Raw genomic sequence first — 23,189 nt, forward strand, 5'->3', positions numbered from 1 at the left:
ATCTCCTCTTTCTACTGTTTGAACTGTAGAGACTGATTCTTTTACAGCTTGGTTATCTTGTTCTAAACCTTGTTTAGTAGCAAGGATGTTTTCATTGATAGCTTTTGAGATTTGACCAAACTCATCATTAGTTTTTATATTAATAGTAGAGACATTCTTTGTTTTATGATTGATGAAATCAAAGAATGAGTTAAGACCAGTTTGGATGGTGGTGAGTGGGGAGAGATAACGAGAAATCACCAAATAAAGCAAAGAGAAAATTACCACGATCATAATACAAGAAACGACAATTTGAAGGTAAGTCATCTTATGAATCGGATCTTTTACTATGCTTGAAGGTTCTCCTATGCAAATCGTAGAGTCTTTGTATTTTGCACATATAGCAAATCTTTCGCTATTATCTCTTTCTCTTAAATATTCAAAAGGTTCAAAATCTGCTTTTTGCTTAGACAAGGCCGCAATTTGAGCGATGCTATAACCCTCTTTCAGCTGCTCTTTATCAGTTGCGACAAAAATCTTACCGTTTTTATCAAAAGCAAAAGTTCTTCCTGGATTTACTTCATATTCTTTCTGCAAATCTTTAGTAAGAATATCTATAGCCAAAACACCTATAAATTTACCATCTTTATAAAGAGCTTTAGAGTAAGTAAAGCAAGGAAGATTAGATGTAACATCAATATAAGAAGGAGAAATATATACTTCTTTAGTTTTTAGAGCTCCTTGATAATAATCTCTTGTTCTTGCATCATAATTATCTGCTTTGCCATAAATTCCAAAGTCTAATCCTTTAGCATCTGAATCAGTATCGGATACTACTAATTCTCCATTAGGTTGAGCAATATAAACCGCTAAAAATCCTCCAGCATCTCTTAAAACTTTAAGATCTTCACCTATATTATCCATCAAAGCTTGCTGGGAGCTAAGTTTGTCATAAGGCAAACTTAAAATATTTTTGCTATAACTTTCTACAGCCTCTATATTTTTTTCCTCAAATGATGAAACAGAAGTTTTAGCTACCTTAATATAGTTAGTTTCAGCCTCAATAACTTCAGTATAGATCAAATCTTTTAAAAAGAAATAATTAATAACTCCTAATGCAATAAGTCCAATCATAGTGATCAAACCAGCTATAGAAGAAACTTTAAATTTTAAATTATTCATACAAACTAATCCCCTTCTTTAATTATTTTCGATAGTAAATTACATAATATTAAAATACCTTCTTAGTAAATATTATACTAAATTTAAACTTAATTTCAGTATAATAAAACCTACTCGATCAAACCAATAAGGTCATTTTATGAAAAAAATATTTCTTTTATTTGTTGTTTTGGGTTTTTTTAGTTTTATAGAAGCTACAAATTTACATAAAAAAAATAATTCAGATACTATTTCTTTAGTTAGCGTAAGTATAGCTCCACAAGCTTTTTTTGTGGAAAAAATCGCAGGAGATACACTTAAAGTCAATGTTATTTTACCTTCCAATGCTAATGAACATCATTTTGAATTCAAACCGAGTATTATGAAAAAACTAGAAAAAAGTGATATTTATTTCACTATAGGTTTGGAATTTGAAAAAGTTTTTTTGAATAAATTTCACCATAATTTTCCTAAATTAGAAATTGTCAATATGCAAAAAAATATATCTTTACTAGATTTTAAAGACTCTCATCATCGTAATCAAAAAGATCCACACACTTGGCTAGATCCGATACTAGTACAGACTATGGCTGTAAATATATACAATACACTAATTAAAAAATATCCTAAAAATAAGGATCTTTATAAAAAAAATTTGGATCAATTTTTAGCAGAACTTGATAGTCTTAATTTGCAAATTTCATCAAAACTTGAAAAATTGAAACAAAGAGAATTTGTAGTTTATCATCCCTCTTGGGCATATTTTTCCAAACGTTACCATTTAACTCAAATTCCTGTAGAAATTCTAGGCAAGGAACCAAAAATCAAAGATTTGCAAAAACTCATTACTCTAGTAAAAGAAAAAAATATCAAAATTATCTTTGTTCAAAATGGTTTTCCCGAAAAAGCGGCAAAAACTTTAGCACGCGAATGTGATGCAAAAATTTTTGAAATCAATCATCTTTCAAAAGATTGGGAAAATGAGCTTTTACGTATTAGTGATGCTTTAAAAGCAAAATAAGAAAAGGTGATTTGTGGAATTTTTTTGCATTAGAAATCTTAATTATTCTTATAACCAAGAATATGTTTTAAAAAACATCAATTTAAGTTATGATAATAAAGATTTTTTATCTATAATAGGTCCAAATGGAGCTGGAAAATCTACACTTGTAAAGCTAATTTTGGGACTTTTAAATTCTAAAAATGCTATCTGCTTTAGTGGAATTAAAAGAAATGAAATCGGCTATGTACCTCAGCATACTTTAGCAAATCCAAATTTTTTTCCTAGAGTTATCGATATAGTTCTTATGGGGCTTGTTAATAAAAAAATATTTGGTTTTTATAGTAAAAATGATAAAGAAAAAGCAATGATGGCTTTGAAAAATGTCAAGATGCAAGATTTTTGGGATAAAAAAGTCAATGAATTAAGCGGAGGGCAAAGACAACGTGTATTTATAGCAAGAGCTTTGGTGGATGAGTGTAAAATGCTTATTTTAGATGAACCTACTGCAAGCGTTGATAGCAAATCGGCAATTCAAATTTTTGAACTTTTAACTTCTTTACACGAAAAAGGTATAGGGATTTTGTTAGTTTGTCACGATATCAACCTAGTGCTAACTTTTAGCGATAAAATCGCACACCTTAATAAAGAACTTTTCTTGCACTCAAATCAAAAAGAAAAAGAAAAAAGCGATTTTTTAAAACATTTATACGAAAATCACTCTCATTTTTGCGATGTAGAAATGAGCTTAAATTCATGCTTATGTGATACAAATTGTTACTATAAGGAAAGTTGCCAAAATAAAGAAAATTGCTTAAAAAAGGAAAGTGATGTTTGAAATTTTTCATTTTACCATTTTTCAAAATGCTCTTTTTGCGGCAATTTTAGTCAGTATTGCCTGTGGGATTATAGGAACTTTGATTATGATCAATCGACTTTTTTCAATGGCTGGAGGCATTACGCATGGAGCTTTTGGGGGTATAGGGATTGCTTTTTATTTTTCCTTGCCTATTTTACTTAGCACAAGCATTTTTACTCTGATTTTAGCTTTTATCGTTGCCTTTTTAGTTAAACATTACGAGCACAGAAGCGATAGTATCATCGCTGTAATTTGGGCTTTTGGTATGGCGATTGGTATCATACTTATAGATTTAAGTCCTGGATACAATACCGATCTTATGGCTTATCTTTTTGGAAATATTTTAGCGGTTGAAAATCAAGATTTGTATTTAATGGGCTTAGTTGATGGAGTAGCGATTGTCTTAATGCTTTTATTTTATAGACAATTTGAAGCTATAAGTTTTGATAATGAATTTGCAAAAGTGCGTGGGATCAATACAATTTTTTTTCATTATCTTTTGATCGCACTGATGGCATTTTGTATCGTCATTTCTATCCGTCTTGTGGGACTTATCCTTATTATGGCTTTGCTTAGTATTCCTAGTTTTATCGCTGAAAATTTTAGCAAAAAACTTGGTTTTATAATGATTTTATCAAGCTTTTTAAGTGTAATTTTTTGCTTAGGAGGGCTTTTGCTGAGTTATTATTTCGATCTTTCTAGTGGAGCTTGTATTATTATCGTTGCTTGTTTTGGTTTTTTAATCAATTTAGGCGTGAAAATCGTTTGTAAAAGGTAAAGGTGCAAATAAGATTTTTAACTTTATACGACCTTCTAAGAAATTTAAAAAATCACTCGCTTTGAAAAAATACTCATCCTTTTTGCTTTTCTCTTTTAATTCTAAAGTCCTTCCACACAAAGGATAAATAAGCCAAACCTCTTTTACCTTGAATTTAGCGGCATATGCAAACATTTGATAAAGATCGCTTTGTGAAATAGAATATTGTTTTTTATCATTACTATCGCTTAAAATTTTCCATTTGGTATCTGCGATTATATGATCTTGGATATAAAGATCTGGTTTAAGCAAAAAACAATCTTCGCTGTTATTTTTATTCATTAGAAATTTAGTTTTATCTTGAGTCTTAATCTTAACTTGCTCATTGGCTATTTTAAACATATGAGCTACATAATCTTCAAAAAGTTTTTCCATAGGAAAAAGCAAAGCAAAGGCTTCATTGCTTCCTTTATAAGGAGTAAAAGTTTCTTTTTGTAAAAAAATCCTACACCAAGAAAGCAAAGTTTCATAATAATCAAAATGTCTTGAAATTTTATACTCAAAATCTTTTTTATAGTTTTTAGATAATTGCACCTCATCAAGCATTTGCAAGGATTTTGTGACTTTAAATTTATGTATAGTTGTTTTAGATTTTAAAAACTCAAGTGTAGATTTGATCAAACGATTTGGCGGAATATCTAAAATAAACTCATCACTTTCTGTAAAAAATCTTTCTTTATGGATAAGATTGTGTTTTAAATTTTCGCTAAAAAGCAATTTTCCCTTTAAAAAAAGCCCTATTATCTTCTATACTCACATAATCTTTTTTAATCCTTTTTTAAAAATCAAATCCAATTCTTCTAAAAACATAGAAATAAAAATTTCAAATAAAGGCATTTTAGAAGTTTTCAAAGATGAAATATGACTTTAAAATAATAATTTTACTTTTGTTTGCATTTAATCAAATCAATAAATTCTTCATAACTATCTAAAGGCATTATATCAATACTATAAATTAAATTATCTATTTTATTAATAATTACACTATCAAAACCTAAAATTTGAAGCTTATTATAAGTAGCCAATTCCCCTTCTTTTAGTTGCAAAGTGGTTCTTAAAAGCCAATTTGCAAGTGCTTTATTGGGATTACTCATTAAAGCTTTTGAATTTTGCTGACAAAGCTTTACATTTAATTTCTCGTTATTTGGAGTTGTAAGCGTAAAAGGACTATCTCTATCAGGAAAGAAATTTGGACATAGTTTATGAATTTCTGCAGGTATTTTTACATAAATTTCGCTAATGTCTCTTAATCTTCCGCTTGCATTCCATTGATTTAATCCACTTTTTTGCGGAATATATTTTTCTTCTTTTTGAAAACTATAAAGTGGTAAAATTACATAATCAACACCAGCAACTTTAGATTTTACTTTATTCTTATTTAAAATATCGTCTTTTAATGAAAGTAAAATATCAAAAGGATCATCTAAAATTTCTATTTTAAGCTCATTATAATTTTCATCTATATAGAATTTTCTTTGCAAAACACTTTTAGAATAATTAAAATAATATTCATTAATACCATCCGTAAAAGAAAGGCTGGATTTTGAATTTTTTAATATTTTAATTTTATCTAAGTTTATTTTTTCATAATCACTTTGAAAAAATATAAATCTATCTTTACGCCTTGCTATAATATGATAAAATGCTTTATTGATACCATAAAGACTATTTGCCAAATCTATTCTTTGATTTCTATATTTTGCGAGTTCTAAAACAAGCTCTTTCAAGTCTTTTATATTTTTTAAATTTGATGATAATTTATTAAATTCTGCGATTTTTTCTATACTATTATTTTTTTCACAAATAAAAGTTTTAAGCCCGATTCCTATATCATTAATCTGTGCATCATAAGCTGTATCCGAACGACTTAAATTTTTAGCATTAAAACAGCTACAAAATAAATTTTCCATTATTCTATAATGTAAAAATGGTATTTCATTTTCACTAAAAAGCTTAGAAAGGGAACCTAAAATACCCAATAAGTTAGCATAGTTTAACTTTTTTTCTTTATCTAATGAATAAAAATCTATCACTATAAAACCTTAAGAATTTGCTTTGCTATGCGTTTTACTAATGGCAATGTAATTGAATTTCCAGCTTGCATATATAGTTTTGAAAATGCTATATTTGGTAATTTTAAAGTATTGTCATAACCTTGAAAATTAAAACATTCTCTAGGTGTCAATTTTCGTATCCCAAAATCATCTAAAATCAAAGGAACATTATGGCCACCTGTCCCCATATTTGCAGTTAAAGTCGGACAAAGATTTGATTTGTTTTCACGGACATAAATACGTCTTAATTGATAAATCGTATCTTTTTTTAAAATTTCTTTTTTTAATTGTTTATAATACTGACTTTTATTATTATAATAAAATTTATCATCTTGCTTACTATGCTCTAAACAATCTTTAATTGTTTTTGTTAATTTAATAGGTTTTGGAAAAGAAAAGTCATTATAATTTTTAACTTTATTTTTATTAAAAGCAACTATAAAAATTCTTTCTCTATTTTGTGGTATATTTGCGTGGGTAGAAGAATTTAAAACTTCACTAAAAACATAATAACCTAATTTCTCTAAGGAAGTTTGAATGGTTAAAAATGTTTGTCCTTTATTGTGAGACTTTAAATTTTTTACATTTTCTAAAAAAATTACCTTTGGCATATGCTTTTTAACTATATTTGCGATTTCAAAAAATAAAATCCCTCTACTATCATCAAAACCTTTTCTAAGACCTGCTATACTAAAAGCTTGACAAGGAAAGCCTCCACACAAAATATCAAATTTAGCAGGAATTTTATCCTGAACTTCTTTTTGTGTTATATCGCCAAATAATGGAGTGTTTGGATGATTTAAAAGATAGGTTTTTTGTGCATTTTGCTCAATCTCACTGGCAAAAACACATTCAAGTTCCTTAAAAGCAAAATGAAACCCACCTATACCTGCAAAAAGATCAACAAAACTTGCCATTTCACCACTCCACAAAGGTTCTAGCTTTTTTTATATCATTAAATTTAAGAGTAATTTTTTTATTGTCTAAGGTTTGTAAATTTATATTTTCATTTTCAACGCTAAGAATTTTTGCCTCGATCTTTTCTTTTTCATTGGTTGTGATTTTTACAAGCTCATTGATACTTTTTTCAAAATGCTCTATTTTACTAAGCTTTCTTTCAAGTCCACAGCTTGAAACTTCTAAAAAATACTCTCCACTTACAGGCGGTTCCACATCAAAAATAGGCGATAAAATCTCACTAAGCCTAGCACAATCATCCAAATTTATCCCCGCTCTTTCGCCTTTTTCATTTAAAGGATTCATCACATAAATTCGGTAAATTTTTTTTCCATTTTCACTGACTAATTCACTATCATAAAGCTCTAAATTTGCTTCTTTGCACAAAGCCTCAAGATTCATTTTTTTCCTTTTTTATCTTTTCAAAAAGTGCTTCCATGTGATTTTGATACTCGAGTCTATCATCAAATTTAAAATGAAAATTTGGACAGCGATACCAACCTTGCTCACTCATACAATAATTTTGCAAAGCCCTTGATGCTTTTTTTAAAGTGTTAAGAATTTTTTCTTGCTCGTGGGTATTAAAAAACATCTTATCAAGATACACAAAAGCATCGTATCTGCCTTTTTTACATTCCACATCCACAACGCAAAGATTTTTTAAATTCTCATCATCCAAATTTGCTAAAGCTTCAGGGATAAGCTCTTTTAAAATGCTTTCTGTGCGTAATTTTTTAATCTCGGCTGGATTCATAGACTTACTTTTTCTTCAACTTCTTTATAACTTTCTATATAATCACCCACTCTCATATCATCACACCCTTGTATGCCAACGCCACACTCATAACCTTTTGCAACCTCTTTGACGTCATCTTTAAAACGTTTTAAAGAACTCACGCTTCCTTCAAAAACCACAACGCCTTCTCGTATGAGACGAATTTTAGCTCCTCTGTTGATCACGCCTTCTGTAACCATACAACCCGCAATTTGACCCAATTTTGGCACATTAATCACTTGTCTGATTTCAGCTTGACCCAATTGCTCTTCAGAAATTATAGGGCTCATCATACCACCAAGCAAGGCTTTAACATCATCTAAAAGATTATAAATAACATTATAGGTTTTTATTTCCACACCCTTGTCTTTAGCGCGTTCTTTAATCTCTCCTGTTGGACGTATATTAAAACCAAGCACGATAGAATTTTCACTCGCACTAGCAAGTTCAATATCACTTTGTGTGATTCCACCTACCCCGCTATGGATGATATCAACTTTAATTTCATCATTTCTTAATTTTTCCAAACTTGCTTTTAAAGCTTCAAGCGTTCCTTGAACATCTGCTTTTAATATAACTGGTAAAGCTTTGATATTGCCTTCTTTGATCTTAGCTCCAAGCTCATCAATGCTGACTTTTGTAGATTTGCTAAGCTCTTTTTGGCGATTGTATTCGTAACGTTTAGCCGCATACTCTCTTGCTTCTTTATCAGTTTTAACAGCGATTAAAATTTCACCTGACTGTGCCACTTCACTTAAACCAACTATCACTCCACATTCACCTGGCTTGATCTCTTTAAGTGCTTTACCTTGATCATCACTCATAGCCTTTATTTTTCCATAAGAAACACCCGCTACAACCGTATCGCCTACTTTTAAAGTTCCATTTTGCACTATCACAGTAGCAACAGCACCACGGCCTTTTTGTATGGAAGATTCTATAATACTTGCCTTTGCATAATTTTTAGGATTTGCCTTGAGCTCCAAAATATCAGCTTGCAAAAGCACGATTTCAAGTAAATCTTCTATACCCATCCCCGTTTTAGCAGACACACCTACAAATTCATAACTTCCGCCCCAATCTACTGGCATGATATCAAGTTCGGCAAGTTGTGTTTTTACCATATCAGGATTTGCGCCCTCTTTGTCCATCTTATTAATCGCTATAATAATAGGCACATTAGCAGCTTTTGCATGATTGATCGCTTCTTTTGTTTGAGGTTTAACCCCATCATCAGCAGCCACAACGATAATAACGATATCGGTGATACTCGCACCCCTTGCACGCATTGCTGTAAAAGCTTCGTGGCCTGGAGTATCGATAAATGTTATTTTACGATCATTTTTTTCCACCATATAAGCGCCTACATGCTGAGTAATTCCTCCTGCTTCACCACTCGCAACACGAGATTTTCTAATAAAATCTAGCAATGAAGTTTTACCATGATCAACATGTCCCATTATCGTAATAACAGGAGCCCTAGTAATCAAATCTTTTTCATCATCTTGCGTTTCATAATCTTTTACATAATCAAATTCTTCTGCCTCATCAGTGATTGTAATTTCTATACCAAATTCAGAACCTAAAATCTCAATAGCATCTTCATCTAAAAAATCATTCTTGGTTGTCATCATACCGAGCATAAAAAGCTTTGAAATCACTTCGCTTGTGCTTTTGCCTATTTTATCAGCAAATTCATACACTCTAATTTCTTTAGGAATTTCAACATTTGTAATGGCTTCATTTTCTTTTTTTTCTACTTTTTTAGGTGGTTTTTTGCGACTTCTTCTTTGAATTCCGCCTTCAGCAAAATTGACAGAATTTCCAACAGCTTGGCGTAAAAAATTGGGTTGTTTTTTGATGGCATTATTTGGCTTTTCTTCAACTTTAACACTAAAATCAGGTAAAACAACCTCATCTTCATCGTCTAAAGAAATTTCAGCAAAATCTTGATTTCCTAAAAGATCCATTTTTTGAGTATTTTCTTTTTTTGTGGCGACAAAAGGTTTTTTATCTTTTTTCTTTTTCTTTAAACTCTCATCTGCATTTGAAAATATAGTTTTTAAACTTATATGCTCTTCGCTCGCAGGAGTGGTGATTTTTACCTCTTCTTTTTCTTTCTTTGCACATTCTTCTTCATCTTTTTTCTTTTTGACAATTACAAGACCTCTTTTTTTTGCTAAAGTGGCACTAGCCAAACTTTCTTGTAAATTTTCTTTTGGTTCTTCTTTTAAATCTTCTGAATTAGATTTTGAAGATTTTGATTTTTCTTGTGGTTTTTTCGAGGATTTTTTTTCTGTTTGTGTTTTTTTTACTTCTTGAGTTTTTTCTTCTTTGGGTTTTGTTTTTGTTTTTTTTGCAGGAGTTGATTTTATATTTTTTTTAAAAGCCTCTGGAATTACTTTAGTTTGTATATATTCATAAATTCCTGCAGCAACTTCTAGTTCTACAGCACTTGATGCAGTTTTAACACTCAATCCCAATTCGTTCGCCTTCGCGATAATTTCCTTGCTATCATATCCTAATTCTTTTGCTATCTCATAAATCCTAATTTTTGCCATTTAAAATTATCTCCTTTATATTCTGCTGAGTGGTTTTTATATTTAATTTTTTACATACTTTTAAAAAAATTGCTTGAAAATTTTTATCCTCAATTAAAAGACACTGATCACACACATAAATACTACGACCGCGATTTAAATTTAAGTGTAATTCCTTTTGAAAAATCCTTAATCTGTGTAATTCCTTTTGAAATAAACGACTCTTACAAATCACACACATTCTTACAGGTTTATGTTTAAAATTATATCTTTTTTTTTCATTTTTTAGCAAATTTCAAAGCCTTTATTATCAAATTCTAAAGATAAAATTTTAAAATCCTTAAATTTTTGCTCAAGTTGTTGTTTCAAATATTTCGCGTCCTCTTTATAAACAAGATTAAAAAAACTTGTTCCTGAGCCTGAAAGAGTGCTCATTAAGGCCTTATTTTCTAAAGCACATTTTTGTACTTCAAAAAGCTCGGGTAAATTTTTCATCCTACGAGTTTGATGAATGAGATCTTTACTTGCTATAGTCAATAAATCATATTTTTTTTCTAAAAAACAAGCTGTAAGAAAAGAAGAATGAGATAAATTGAAAACACATTCTTTTAAGCTCAAATTTATAGGCAAAGCTGCACGGCTTTGATTTGTGCTCATAGGCACATTTGGAATAACGACTACAGCACTTAAACTTTCATCTATAGATTTTTTAATACTAAAAACATTTTCATTTTCGACAACAGAAACCACAAATCCACCTAAAGTTGCTGGCGCTATATTATCTGGATGGTTTTCGTATTTTAACGCTTCATTTAAAATTTTTTGTTTTTCAACTTTAAAACCAGTCATTTCAAAAGCTGCTCCTATAGCTCCAACAATTACCGATGAAGAGCTTCCAAGTCCTCTAGATAAGGGGATTTTATTTTCAAAGATAAAACGAAAAGTATCTTTTTTTCCGCTTAATCTTTGATAAACTTCATTAAAAATACTCACAAAAACATTATTTTTTTTAAGACTTAAACTCTCGCTGCCTTCACCATAAATACTAATACTAAAAAAATTTGATTTTTCAATTATAGTGCTGTTAAAAAGCCCTATGCTTAAACCAAGACAATCAAATCCTGGTCCTAAATTTGCAGTTGTTGCAGGTACTAAAATTTTCAATATTTTTTCCTAAAATATAAATATTAAATTGCAGATAAAAAATAAAAAGGTAGATTATCATTTTTTTTATTAAGTTTGCTTAAATTTAAAGGTAAGCTAAACTCCCCTGCAGTCGCTTTTTCCAAAACTATTCCATCTATTTTTTTTACAAAACACACATCTTTATGAGCACTAATAGGCTGATTATTATTCAATTCAAAGGCGCTAACCGCAAATAGTGGTATATTTTTAACTATACTTAAAGTGCTCAAACTCACATAAGAAATTTTAATCCCCATAAAAGAACCTGGGCCATTAGCATAAATGAGTTCATTAAAAGTAAAATTTTCTAACAATTCTTGTAAAATTCTGGGTACAAATTCACTTGCTTTTTCGGGACTTATTATACTTTTAGCAAGAACATCATTTTCATAAATACCAAGCATTAAAGGCTTGGATAAGGTATTTAATAAAAGAGAAGTTTTTATGCAAAAACCTTTTCATAAACTTTCTCATTTGCTTTTTCAAGAGTGACTATTTCATAAGATTCTTTATCTTTGAGCACTTCTTTTGTAAGCAAATGATTTAAATGATGACTTCCAGCAAAAGATATGTAATCTCCAAAAACCCTATATCCAAGCAAAGTTAAATCTCCAATTGCATCTAAAATTTTATGCCTTACAAATTCGTCTTTAAAGCGTAATCCCTCTGGATTTAAAATACGATTTTCATCTACAACTATAGTATTTTCCAAACTACCGCCAAGTGCTAAATTTTTATCCCTAAGCATTTGTACATCTTTTAAAAATCCAAAAGTCCTTGCTCTTGCAATATTTTCTATATAATTTTTTTTGCTGAATTCAAAATTATAAGTTTGTTCTCCTATAACCGCATTATCAAATTTGATCGTGTAATTAATGCGAGGTTCTTTGGTTGGTATCAAGCGAACAAATTTGTTACCATCTCTTATTTCTATTGGTTTTTTAATCACCATAATTTTTTTAGGTGTATCAAGCTCTTTAATTCCTGCTTCATCAAGCATCATACAAAAACTAATACTTGATCCATCCATAACAGGAGCTTCATTTGCATTTAAAACTATACGTATGTTATCAATCCCATAAGCATTAATTGCACTCATTAAGTGCTCTATCGTAGAAATAAAACCTCGATCATCACCCAAAACCGTTGCCATTTGAGTATTGATTACATTCTCAGGAATAGCCCTATAGCTCACATTTAAATCACTTCTAAAAAACACTATGCCGCTATCTACCTCTAAAGGCTCAAGAGTAATTTCAATAGGTTCGCCTTTGTGTAGTCCTATTCCTACACCTTTGACTGCTTTTGCTAAAGTTAATTGTTTCATTATTTTTGTCCTAAAATTATTTTTTTACCATCATCTAAAATTTTATAAATATTATTCTCAATCCACTTCCTATCTTGCCATTGTTCTGGACGTGTTTCAACTCCTTGGACTAAAACTCCAAAATGCAAATGATCGCCCAAAGCTAAACCACTTGTTCCCGTTCTTGCTATAATACTTTGCTTGGCTAATTCTTCACCTACGTCAACATTTTTGGAAGAACAATGCCCATAAAGACTATAAACACCAAAGCCATGATAGATAATTAAATTTAGCCCATAAATTCCATTTTTCTGTGCAAACACAACTTTGCCAGAATTATTACTAACAATTGGAGCTTCTCTAACACTAGCCAAATCTATACCCATATGATAAGAATCGCTAACAAATTGCCCATTATAAGAATAATATCTATGATCAGCAAAATCGCCTACTTTCATAGCATTTTTGAGTGGTAAAAATAAATTAATATTAAAATTCTCTAATTTAGCTTCAGGAATTTCTGAAGTGATTTGATGTATGAGAATTTCATTGTCATTTCTAAGAGTTTCATTAACAAATTTAAACTTTTCAAAACGTGTAAAATTATTATCTTTCGGAGCATATTCTTGAGCTAAATTTTCAATTTTACCATCTAAAAATTTATCTGTAAGATTAATATTAGAAACGCGATATTTATGATTTAAAAAATAATACCTTATACGTTCTTTAGAAGCATTTCCTGCTTTATCTTTAGCTACGATATAAGCACGAAATTCTTCATCTTTTGCATCCCAAGCAATAATTGCTGCATAATAACCTTTTTTTATATAAGGCGTAGCTTTGAAGATTCTTTCTTTATTTGTTTCTATATAAACTTGATCCAAATTAGCATCCTGTGCAGAAAACACAACAGCCGCAGCTCCTCCTTGTTCAATTTGATAAGAATTGCTCAAAACGTTAATTTTTGGGGAAGCATCATCAATAATAACTGCAACTTGCTTTTTTGTTTCATTTTGGGTCAAAAAATTCCAAAAATTATTATTGTTTGCGGAAATTTCCATAATAAAAGATTTCATCTTTTCTTCAAATTTAGGCAAAGCAACTTGTAAAGTAATGTTGCTTAAATTTTGAATTTTTTCATTTGCTATAACAATTCCCTTATCATTAAAATCTTTTCGTAAAATTATTTGAACATTTTTAATAGGATATTTAGAGTCTTTTATATGCACTGAAATTGGTTTTTCAAGATTAGTATAAATTATATTGGGTACAAAAACTTGGGGTAAGTCTTGTTTAAATATAACTTCTTTTTTTATAATAAAAAAAACTGCTAAAACAGCAACAATTAAAAAATACAGATAAAATGTTTTCTTCTTTCTTTTTATCATAGATTTTCTTCCTAAAGAATTTCCTAAAATTCTATATCAATATAGTAAATATTAATCAATATTTTTGCTTACATTAATATTTTCCAAAGTTATTTTTAATAAATTACAATTCATGTTAAAAATTTAAAAAACACGATAATAAACAAAAAATTTCACCGAAAGAAATTATGGATTTTTGTTAAATTTTTTTTGCTATTATTGCAAGTTTTAAATAAAAAGCTTATTTTTAGGTAAAAATTAATGAAGAAAATTATCAGCATTTGCATTTTAGCTACATTTAGCAATGCAATAATTATAAAAGAAATTAAATTTAGCGGTTTAAACCATCTTTCAAACACAACCGCTATTAATCTCACTGGTCTTAAAATTGGCGAAGAATTAAATCTTTCTAAAATCAATAATGCCATACTTAATCTTTATAGACAAAATTATTTTGATGATATTGCAGTAGAAGAACATAATGGTGTTCTAGATATTATAGTTACTGAAAAACCAAGTATTGCTAAAGTAACCATTACAGGCATTGCCTCTAATGATCGCAAACAAGTTGAAAATATTTTAGGTATTAAACGTGGAAATCTATTTGATGAATCAAGTGCTAAGGATGCTTGCAAAAAAATTAAAGATTATTACGAAGCAAAAAGTTATTTTGATACCATTGTTGAATATAAAACTAAAAGCTTGGACAATACTGATGGTTTGGAACTTGAATTTATAGTCAATCGTGGAGAAAATATTATTATTAATAATGTATATTTAAGTGGTGCTAAAAAACTATCTTATTCTGATATAGAACCTGCAGTAGTTAATAAAGAAAAAGAATTTATGGGTTGGTTATGGGGAAGAAATGATGGTAAGCTAAAAATCTTTGAATTAAACAACGATAGTGCAAGAATTAGTGATGAATATATGAAAAAAGGTTATTTAGATATAAAAATATCTTCTCCTTATTTAAAAACTTATACAGATACCTATCAAGCTAATTTAACTTATTTTATAAAAGAAGGAAAACCTTATAAAATTAAAAATATTACTATAGAAAATCCTTTATTTGAGGAAAAACAGAACTTAAAAACAGTTAAAGATCTGCGCTCTAGTGTTGGCAAGATTATCAATATCGAAGATGTTAGAAAAGATGTAAAAACCTTAGAAACGCAAAGTGCTGATTTGGGTTATGCCTTTGTTGAAGTTTATCCAGATATCCAAAAAAACGATGAAACCCATGAAGTTACAATTAATTTTAAAGTTATTCCTCATAAAAAAGTTTATATTAGAAATGTGATTATTGCAAATAATTCTCGCACAGTCGATCGCGTTATACGTAGAGAATTATATGTCACTGAGGGTAATTTATACAATCGTACAGATTTGACTGAATCAAAAAACGCTCTAAAAAGAACTTCTTATTTTGATGATGTAGATATTAAAGAAAAAAAAGTTGATGATACTCATATTGATCTTATTGTTGATGTTAAAGAAGCATCTACGGGTGCAATATCTGGAGGTATAGGATATGGATCAAGCGATGGACTACTTTTAAATGCTTCGCTTTCTGATACAAATATTTTTGGTTCAGGAATTAAAAGTTCAGTTAGTTTAGATAAAAGCGATGATACCCTATCTGGAAGAATCAGCCTTATTAATCCTAGAATACTTGATAGTCATTATAGTCTTGGAGGAACTCTTTATTCTAATGATTATGAATGGGATAATTACTCAGAAAAAAATTATGGATTTGATATTACACTTGGACGTCAATTTGCAAGATATTTTAATGCAAGTTTAACTTATAACTTAGAGCAAAGTGATATATATTACCTTAGTCCCACGCTTATAAGAACAGGTTATGATCTTGGTAAAAGTATCAAAAGTTCAATTACCCCTATGATATCATTCAATAATACGGACGATTATTATTTACCTAGATCTGGAATTATTGCTTCAACAGGTCTTGAGTATGCTGGACTTGGAGGAGATCAAAAGTTTTTATCTTCAAGTTCAAAATTTAATTTTTATCAAGGTTTACAAGATTATATAGGATTTGATTTAATTTATCGCTACAAAGCAAGTTTTTATAAAGTTTGGAATGAGGGATATTTGCCAATCAATCAAAGAATTTATTTGGGCGGTATTCGTTCAATTCGTGGTTTTGAAAGCAGAACGGTTACTCCTAAAAATGAGTGGGGAGATGAAGTTGGTGGAACTATAGCTTTTGCAAATTCAGCAGAACTTAGCTTTCCATTAATCAATAGAATTAAACTTCGCGGAAGTATATTTTTTGATTATGGCATGATAGGACGCAAAAATTTGGATGAAATTAAAAGAATGAGTACAGGAGTCGGTCTAGAATGGATTACCCCTATAGGACCTTTACAACTTATTTTCGCTAAGCCGCTTAATAAGAAAAAAGGTGATGATACCAATACTTTTGAATTCAATCTTGGAACACGCTTTTAATGAAAAATTTTTTAGACGCTTGTCTTAATGCAAATTTAGAAATAGATAGGTATCTAAAAAATATACCACAAAATGATTTTAATTTATATTCTAAAAATGGTTATAATGACAATAAAGGCTACGAGTTTGATTTAAAATGTGAGCAAATTTTTGTAAAACACCTAAGCTCTTTTGGACAAATTTTTTCTGAAGAAAGTGGCTTAATAGGAGAAAACAATTCTTGTAAAATTATTCTTGATCCTCTAGATGGAAGTTCTAATTTTATATCAAAAATTCCTTTTTATGGTACTTCAGTGGCTCTTATAAAAGATAATGAGCCTCAAAGTGCTTTTATTTGTAATTTGGCTAGTAATGAAATTTTAGCCTTTGATGAAAATAAAGCTTTAAAAGCCAATCTTTCTAATCCTATTTATTCTCCAATTTTACCTAACCAATTTTCTCAAGTTGGTATTATAGAAAAAATAACACTTTGTCCAAATATTCTTGATTTTCTGTCAAAAAATAAATTAAAATTTAGATCTTTAGGTGCAACAGCGCTTAGCCTTGCTTATGCTTATTATTTTAATTTTGTTCTTATTTTAGGCAAAACTCGAACTTTTGATACTGCAGGTGCATCAATGCTTTGCAAAAATTTATATTTAGAAAAAAATGAAAAATTCTTTCTTGTAAGCAAAGATAAGAAAATTTTTGATATAATTTTGAAATTTTTAGATTCGATATGGATAATTTGAATGAATTTTACAGATATTTTTTCAAAAATTAGACGACAACAACCTAGCACAAAAGAAGCACCCGAGCATTGGGTAAAATGCCAAAGTTGCCATGCTCTAATGTATTATAAGGAAATAGAATCTCGTTTTAATGTATGCCCTAAATGCTCTTATCATATGAGAATTACTCCTATGGATAGAATTAAACTCTTAAGCGATGAAAATAGCTTTGTAGAACTTGATGCCAATCTAGAGGCTGTCGATCCTCTTAAATTTGTTGATAGTAAATCCTATAAAAAAAGATTAAGCGAGAATCAAAGCAAAACAGGTAGAAAATCTTCTGTTATTAGTGGAGAATGTACCATTGATAAGTTAAAAATTCAACTCGTTGTATTTGATTTTTCTTTTATGGGAGGTTCCTTAGGATCTGTAGAAGGAGAAAAAATAGTTCGTGCTATACAAAGAGCTATTAGTAATAAAAATCCTTTAGTGATTGTCAGTGCAAGCGGGGGTGCTAGAATGCAAGAAAGTACTTATTCTTTAATGCAGATGAGTAAAACAAGCACTGCTTTAAAACTTTTAAGCAAAGAAAAAATCCCATATATTAGCGTTTTAACTGATCCTACACTAGGAGGCGTAAGCGCATCTTTTGCTTGGCTTGGAGATTTAGTAATTGCCGAACCAGGAGCTTTGGTAGGTTTTGCAGGACAAAGAGTAATCAAACAGACCATAGGTGCTGATTTGCCACAAGGTTTTCAAAAAGCGGAGTTTTTACTAGAGCATGGTCTTATAGATGCAATAGTAGAACGATCAGAAATGAAAAAATACCTTAGTGATACGCTAAGATTTTTTTGTGGAAACTAACTTGCAAATTAATATTTTTTACATTCAAAAAAACAATGAATTTGAAATTTTAGATCAAAAATATATCAAACTTATATCCAAATTTGCCAACATTAAAGAATATAATCTTTTTAATAAAAAAATTGCAAATGCACAAAATCTTGATAATCCAGAACTGGCAAAAAAAAGCTATGAAGAAGTATTTAATGCGCATAAAAGGGGGTTTAATATAGTTCTTGATGAAAGAGGTAAAGAGCTTACAAGCTTAGAATTTGCTAAAATTATTCAAGATAAATTTGAACTAAGCTTTTTTATAGGTGGAGCTTATGGATTAAGGGAAGAATTTACAAAAAAAATGAATTTTAGCTTTTCTTTAAGCAAACTCACCTTAGCACATTATTTTGTCAAAACCTTACTTTTAGAGCAAATTTATCGTGCTTTTTGCATTAACTCCAATCACCCTTATCATAAATAGGAATAAATTAATGAAAAAAAATGATTTAAGTTTTTTTAAAGATAATCTAGAACAAAGAAAAAAAACCATTGAAGAAAACTTGAAAAGTAACTCTAAAGAAATTGAGGCTTTACACAATAGTGCTCCTAGCGATAGTGTCGATTTTTCTATTATAGAGACTAATTCACAAATTGACTTTACTATTAGTGCTAACTTAAAGCAAGAATTAAAAGACATTGAAGCTTCTTTAAATAAAATTAAAGATAAAACTTATGGAATTTGCGAATCTTGCGATGAAGAAATTTCTATTGAAAGACTCAAAATAAAACCTCATGCAAAATATTGTGTTGCCTGTCGAGAAAATTTAGAAAAAAAGGAAAAGCTATGAAGATTAAGTTATTTTTAAGTGCTAGTCTTGTTTATACTCTTGTAATTTTTGCATTTGCTTGGTATTTAAAACTTGGTAGTTATGCTCTAAATTTTAGTACTTATAATTTTGAACTTCCTATAATGATTTGGCTGATTTTACCCTTATTTCCTTTGATATTTTTTGCTATATTTCATATGCTATTTTATCATTTTTTACTCACTCTTAAGTTTAAACATTTTTTTAAAGATGCCTCTAAATTTGAAACCTATACACAAGATTTGCTTTTGGAAAAAGAGTCCGATATAAGTTTTTACACTAAAGAATTTAGAAAAGTGGCACAACTTGCAAAAACTTTAAAAAATCATGAAAAAATTCCAAATGAAACTAAGATCAATGAAATTTTAGATCTAATAGATGGTATAAACAGAGAAGAATATTTAAATATTCGAAAATTTAAACTTTCAAATGATAATATCTTATTTTTAGAAAACGAAAAAAATCATATAAAAAATGATATAGATTATGCCTATTCTCGAGTTAAACATCTTGATGAAATCAAAGATGAATTTGAAGAATTAGCTTTTGAAACCCTTTTAAAAAAAGGCAATTATGAACAAATTAAAAATGTAAAAATTCCTAAAAACCCTCACCAAATTCTAAACCTTATTAAACGTTTTCAAGAAGGAAATTTAGAACTTAGTGTTGCTGAATTTGAAGTTTTATTAACTCACTCTTCTTTGAATGAAAAAGAGTATTTAAATATCGCGAAAATGAGCACTAAATTCTTTAATCCAGATGCTATTTTAGGAATTTTTTCTAAAATCAAAAATGAGAAAAATGAAGCCTTAAGAGCATATCTATATTTACTTGCTGAATTTGAACTTTTAGATGAACTAAGAGAACAAATTAGAAAAGATGAAAAAAAATTTAGTGATTTTAAAGCCTTTTTAATCCTTAAAGAAAATAACATCAAATTTGATTTAAATAATCTTATACAATGATAGATTTTACCAATAAACCCTTATTTTTAGCCCCAATGGCAGGTTTTTCAGACTTGCCATTTAGAAACGTAGTTAAAAAATTTGGAGCTGATGTTACCATAAGTGAGATGATAAGTTCCAATGCTCTTGTTTATGAAAGCTCTAAAACTTTACATATGCTAGAACGTTCCGAACTTGAAAAACCCTATATTGTACAAATTGCTGGAGGCGATAAAGAAGTGCTTAAAAAAGCCGTTGAAATACTCAATCAAATGGATTTTGTAGATGGAATTGATTTTAACTGCGGCTGTCCTGTTAATAAAGTAGTTAAACAATATGCAGGAAGTGCTTTACTAAATGATTTAGAGCTTTTTAAAACTTTAGTGGAAGTGATCAAACAAACCAATAAAAAAAGATTGACAAGCGTCAAATTTAGACTAGGATTTAATGAAAAATATCCTGAAAAAATGGCTAAAATTTGTGAAGATTTAGGCGTTGATTTTGTAAGCATTCATGGACGAACAAGAAAACAACTTTATAGCGGAAAGTCTGATTATGACTCTATAGCCGTTGCTAAAATGAGTGTAAAAATTCCTGTTATTGCTAATGGAGATATCAATGCAAACAATGCTGATGAAGTTTATAATATCACTAAATGCGATGGATTGATGATAGGAAGAGCAAGTATAGGTAATCCTTGGATCTTTTATGAAATAAAACAAAATAAAAAAGTTGAAGAGAGCTTAAAAAAAGAAATTATATTAACCCATTTTGAAGAAATGCTAAAGCATTATCAAAATCAAGCCGTAAGTATATTTCGTAAACATTTGCATGAGTATTCTAAAGGACACAAAGAAGCTTCAGCTTTTAGAGATGAAATCAATCGCATCAATGATACAAAAGAAATGAGAAAAAAAATAGAATCATTTTTCTAATCATTTTAAATTTGAAGTTTTTAAAAGATTAAAAACTTCAATAAATTTTTTACTGACATCCCTCGCATTCTATACTACGATCGGCCACATTTACTTTTTCACTATTAGGGCTTTCACTTCTTAAATAATATGTAGATTTAACCCCAAGCTCCCAAGCAAGTTGATATATTTCATTAAGATAGCCTCCGCTTGCTTTATCTAGCGATAAAAAGATATTTAAACTTTGTCCTTGATCAATCCACTTTCCACGTATAGCAGCTGCTTTGACTAAAATTCTTTGATCAAGCTCATAAGCTGGAGTGTAATATTCCCAAGTTTCAAGACTTAAATTTGGAACAACAACTGGTATCATACCGCTTAAGTTTTGCTCAAACCATTTTCTTTTATAGACGGGCTCTATAGTTTGAGTGGTTCCTACTAAAATAGATATAGAAGACGTAGGAGCAATAGCCATTAAATAACCATTTCTCATACCGTCTTTTTTTACTTTTTCTCTAAGCTTATCCCAATCACATTCGCTTTGATTAAACAAACCTTCTCTTAAAGTTAAAGCTTTAGCTTGTTCGCTAGCAACATCGATAGGAAAAATTCCTTTACTCCAATTTGATCCTTTAAAATCAGGATAAGATCCTTTTTCTATAGACAAATTTGAACTTGCATTGATCGCTTCAAAACTAATTTTCTCCATAATTCTATCTATTTTCTCAAAATGCTCTTCACTTCCCCAACGAATTCTTGCTTCAGCAAGCATTTGAGCTTCGCCCATAATTCCAAGTCCTATAGCACGAGATCTTAAATTAGTATCTTTTACTTTTCTATGAGGATAAAAATTCAAATCAATCACATTATCAAGCATACGAATCGCAGTAGGGACAACGCGTTCTATATCTTCTTTAGAATATACTTTACTTAAATTGATGCTTGCTAAATTACACACGGCAGTCTTGCCATCATTTTTATATTTTTCAACTATATAAACCTTATTGCCATTGATGCTATCTAAAGTTGAAATTTTCTTTGCCGATTTTTCATAACCACCATCTATAATAACACGTTCTTCTTCATCAAAATGTCTCTCATCGCCATTTTCAAAGACAACTTTTACCTGATAATAATTAGGATCGGTGTTTTGAAAAATTTCGGTACACAAATTTGAACTTCTAATAATTCCAGAATGTGCATTTGGATTAGCTCTATTAGCCGTATCTTTAAAACATAAAAACGGCAAACCTGTTTCAAAATAATTAAGTAATATTTTTTTCCAAAGCTCCTTAGCTTCTACAATTTCTTTAACTATATTTTCATCTTTTTCATATTCTTCATAGCGTTTTTCAAAATCTTCTCCATACAAATCACATAAATCAGCCGTATCAGCAGGATCAAAAAGCGTCCATTTATCATTAGATCTAACCCTTTTCATAAAAAGATCATTAATCCATAAAGCAGGAAAAAGCTCGTGTGCTCTACGTCTTTCTTCTCCTGAATTTTTACGCAAATCAATAAAATCACTTATATCCATATGCCAAGGCTCTATATAAACAGCAATAGCACCTTTTCTGGTTCCAAGTTGATCAACTGCCACAGCAATATCATTTGTAATTTTTAAAAAAGGAATGATGCCTCCGGCTGCATTTTTATGTCCGTCTATGCTTCCACCCATAGCACGAACTTTAGACCAATCCCAACCTATGCCGCCACCGAATTTTGATAAAAGTGCCATTTCTTGATAAGAATCAAAAATTCCTTCGATATTATCAGGGGTGCTTCCTATATAACAAGAACTGAGTTGATGTCTAGTGGTTCTAGCATTTGAAAGAGTTGGAGTTGCAAGCATAACTTCAAATTTAGAGATCAAATCATAAAATTTCTTAGCCCATTCTTGAGGATTAAATTCATTTTGTGCCAAAAACATAGCTATGGCCATAAACATTTGCTGTGGAAGTTCTATAGGCATACCCTTACTATCTTTAATCAAATAGCGATCATATAAGGTTTTAACACCCAAATAAGTAAATTGCATATCACGCCCTGGTTTAATATAATCGTTTAGATCATCTAAATCATACTTCTCTTTTAAACCAAGCAAAATCCTTCCTTCTCTTTCCCCTCTTTCGAAATAATCACGTAAATGATTATAACGATTCATTCCATTAACTTTTTTATATAAATCAAACAAGAAAAGTCTGGCCGCAACAAAAGTCCAATTTGGACAATCAATATCTATCTTATCTACAGCTGTTTTAATAAGAGTTTTTTGAATTTCTTCGGTTGAAATTTCATCTCTAAATTGAATTTTTGCGTCAAGCTCTAATTCGCTTAAACTCACACCTTCCAAATCTCTCACAGCATCAGAGGTACATTTTTTTATCTTAGAGATATCTAATTCTTCTGTGCGACCATTTCTTTTTATAACTTTCAT

21 protein-coding genes and 1 pseudogene are annotated in these 23,189 nt (G+C 29.7%); 10 read left to right on the top strand and 12 right to left on the bottom strand.

The annotated features are described in order from the left end of the window. On the bottom strand, positions 1-1,161 hold a 1,161-nt coding region (locus CQA69_RS03625), incomplete at its 3' end, for a PDC sensor domain-containing protein (protein WP_212741624.1). 139 nt (positions 1,162-1,300) lie between these two features. On the opposite strand from CQA69_RS03625, the gene CQA69_RS03630 reads away from it, so the two are divergent. Genes CQA69_RS03630 through CQA69_RS03640 form a run of 3 tightly spaced genes read left to right on the top strand, consistent with a single transcriptional unit; the run spans position 1,301 to position 3,777 of the window. Further along, entirely contained in the window at positions 1,301-2,161 is an 861-nt protein-coding gene (locus CQA69_RS03630; RefSeq protein ID WP_137620473.1) for a metal ABC transporter solute-binding protein, Zn/Mn family, read from the top strand. 13 nt (positions 2,162-2,174) lie between these two features. Next, positions 2,175-2,978, top strand: a complete 804-nt coding sequence (locus tag CQA69_RS03635; protein ID WP_137620474.1) for a metal ABC transporter ATP-binding protein — start codon at positions 2,175-2,177, stop codon at positions 2,976-2,978. Beyond that, entirely contained in the window at positions 2,971-3,777 is an 807-nt protein-coding gene (locus CQA69_RS03640) for a metal ABC transporter permease (RefSeq protein ID WP_137620475.1), read from the top strand. Before CQA69_RS03635 ends, CQA69_RS03640 begins: the two co-directional genes overlap by 8 nt. On the opposite strand, the pseudogene CQA69_RS08930 reads toward CQA69_RS03640, so the two are convergent. The 10 genes and pseudogenes from CQA69_RS08930 to pgp6 all read right to left on the bottom strand — a co-directional run bounded on the left by CQA69_RS08930 (position 3,748) and on the right by pgp6 (position 14,021). Continuing rightward, positions 3,748-4,668: pseudogene (locus tag CQA69_RS08930) on the bottom strand (5-methylcytosine restriction system specificity protein McrC). The gene CQA69_RS03640 and the pseudogene CQA69_RS08930 sit on opposite strands and share 30 nt — an antisense overlap. Positions 4,669-4,697: 29 nt before the next feature. After that, positions 4,698-5,849, bottom strand: coding sequence for a phospholipase D-like domain-containing protein (locus CQA69_RS08935; RefSeq protein ID WP_171000309.1), 1,152 nt, complete (start codon positions 5,847-5,849; stop codon positions 4,698-4,700). After that, positions 5,849-6,787 (bottom strand): DNA (cytosine-5-)-methyltransferase, encoded by a 939-nt coding sequence (gene dcm / locus CQA69_RS03650; RefSeq protein WP_137620476.1) that lies wholly within the window; start codon positions 6,785-6,787, stop codon positions 5,849-5,851. Before dcm ends, CQA69_RS08935 begins: the two co-directional genes overlap by 1 nt. A 1-nt stretch (position 6,788) precedes the next feature. Further along, entirely contained in the window at positions 6,789-7,229 is a 441-nt protein-coding gene (rimP, locus tag CQA69_RS03655) for a ribosome maturation factor RimP (protein ID WP_137620477.1), read from the bottom strand. After that, entirely contained in the window at positions 7,219-7,581 is a 363-nt protein-coding gene (gene rbfA / locus CQA69_RS03660; protein WP_137620478.1) for a 30S ribosome-binding factor RbfA, read from the bottom strand. The genes rimP and rbfA overlap by 11 nt, the downstream gene beginning before the upstream one ends. Continuing rightward, positions 7,578-10,163 carry a translation initiation factor IF-2 gene (gene infB / locus CQA69_RS03665; RefSeq protein WP_137620479.1) on the bottom strand — a complete coding sequence of 862 codons (2,586 nt, stop codon included), beginning with the start codon at positions 10,161-10,163 and terminating at the stop codon, positions 7,578-7,580. Before infB ends, rbfA begins: the two co-directional genes overlap by 4 nt. 264 nt (positions 10,164-10,427) lie before the next feature. Beyond that, the gene (thrB, locus tag CQA69_RS03675; protein WP_137620481.1) at positions 10,428-11,306 is read right to left on the bottom strand and encodes a homoserine kinase; all 879 of its coding nucleotides are present in this window, start codon (positions 11,304-11,306) and stop codon (positions 10,428-10,430) included. Positions 11,307-11,329: 23 nt separating this feature from the next. Next, on the bottom strand, positions 11,330-11,731 hold the full coding sequence (locus tag CQA69_RS03680) for a tRNA threonylcarbamoyladenosine biosynthesis protein TsaB (RefSeq protein ID WP_137620482.1): 402 nt from the start codon (positions 11,729-11,731) through the stop codon (positions 11,330-11,332). A gap of 38 nt (positions 11,732-11,769) precedes the next feature. Beyond that, positions 11,770-12,654 (bottom strand): UDP-3-O-acyl-N-acetylglucosamine deacetylase, encoded by an 885-nt coding sequence (gene lpxC, locus CQA69_RS03685; RefSeq protein ID WP_137620483.1) that lies wholly within the window; start codon positions 12,652-12,654, stop codon positions 11,770-11,772. After that, a complete protein-coding gene (gene pgp6, locus CQA69_RS03690) occupies positions 12,654-14,021 on the bottom strand; it encodes a peptidoglycan metallopeptidase Pgp6 (protein WP_137620484.1) in 1,368 nt (455 codons plus the stop codon). The genes lpxC and pgp6 overlap by 1 nt, the downstream gene beginning before the upstream one ends. A gap of 240 nt (positions 14,022-14,261) precedes the next feature. Here pgp6 and bamA point away from each other — a divergent pair, with 240 nt between their 5' ends. From bamA to CQA69_RS03725, 7 genes are read left to right on the top strand one after another with little or no spacing between them, the layout of a single operon-like run. Further along, the gene (gene bamA / locus CQA69_RS03695) at positions 14,262-16,478 is read left to right on the top strand and encodes an outer membrane protein assembly factor BamA (protein WP_137620485.1); all 2,217 of its coding nucleotides are present in this window, start codon (positions 14,262-14,264) and stop codon (positions 16,476-16,478) included. Beyond that, the gene (locus CQA69_RS03700; RefSeq protein WP_137620486.1) at positions 16,478-17,209 is read left to right on the top strand and encodes an inositol monophosphatase family protein; all 732 of its coding nucleotides are present in this window, start codon (positions 16,478-16,480) and stop codon (positions 17,207-17,209) included. The genes bamA and CQA69_RS03700 overlap by 1 nt, the downstream gene beginning before the upstream one ends. Next, entirely contained in the window at positions 17,210-18,052 is an 843-nt protein-coding gene (gene accD / locus CQA69_RS03705) for an acetyl-CoA carboxylase, carboxyltransferase subunit beta (protein WP_137620487.1), read from the top strand. It begins immediately after the preceding gene. Position 18,053: 1 nt separating this feature from the next. Then, entirely contained in the window at positions 18,054-18,506 is a 453-nt protein-coding gene (locus CQA69_RS03710; RefSeq protein WP_171000311.1) for a 23S rRNA (pseudouridine(1915)-N(3))-methyltransferase RlmH, read from the top strand. 10 nt (positions 18,507-18,516) lie between these two features. Further along, complete coding sequence (dksA, locus tag CQA69_RS03715; protein ID WP_137620489.1) at positions 18,517-18,873, top strand: RNA polymerase-binding protein DksA; 357 nt, start codon at positions 18,517-18,519, stop codon at positions 18,871-18,873. After that, positions 18,870-19,856: a hypothetical protein gene (locus CQA69_RS03720; protein ID WP_137620490.1), complete on the top strand. Its 987-nt coding sequence runs from the start codon at positions 18,870-18,872 to the stop codon at positions 19,854-19,856. The genes dksA and CQA69_RS03720 overlap by 4 nt, the downstream gene beginning before the upstream one ends. After that, the gene (locus CQA69_RS03725) at positions 19,853-20,770 is read left to right on the top strand and encodes a tRNA dihydrouridine synthase (protein ID WP_137620491.1); all 918 of its coding nucleotides are present in this window, start codon (positions 19,853-19,855) and stop codon (positions 20,768-20,770) included. Before CQA69_RS03720 ends, CQA69_RS03725 begins: the two co-directional genes overlap by 4 nt. 49 nt (positions 20,771-20,819) lie before the next feature. Here CQA69_RS03725 and CQA69_RS03730 read toward each other — a convergent pair whose 3' ends face one another. Then, complete coding sequence (locus CQA69_RS03730) at positions 20,820-23,189, bottom strand: ribonucleoside-diphosphate reductase subunit alpha (RefSeq protein WP_137620492.1); 2,370 nt, start codon at positions 23,187-23,189, stop codon at positions 20,820-20,822.

The sequence above is a fragment of the Campylobacter estrildidarum genome, assembly GCF_005406205.1.
GTDB classification, from domain to species: Bacteria; Campylobacterota; Campylobacteria; order Campylobacterales; family Campylobacteraceae; genus Campylobacter_D; species Campylobacter_D estrildidarum.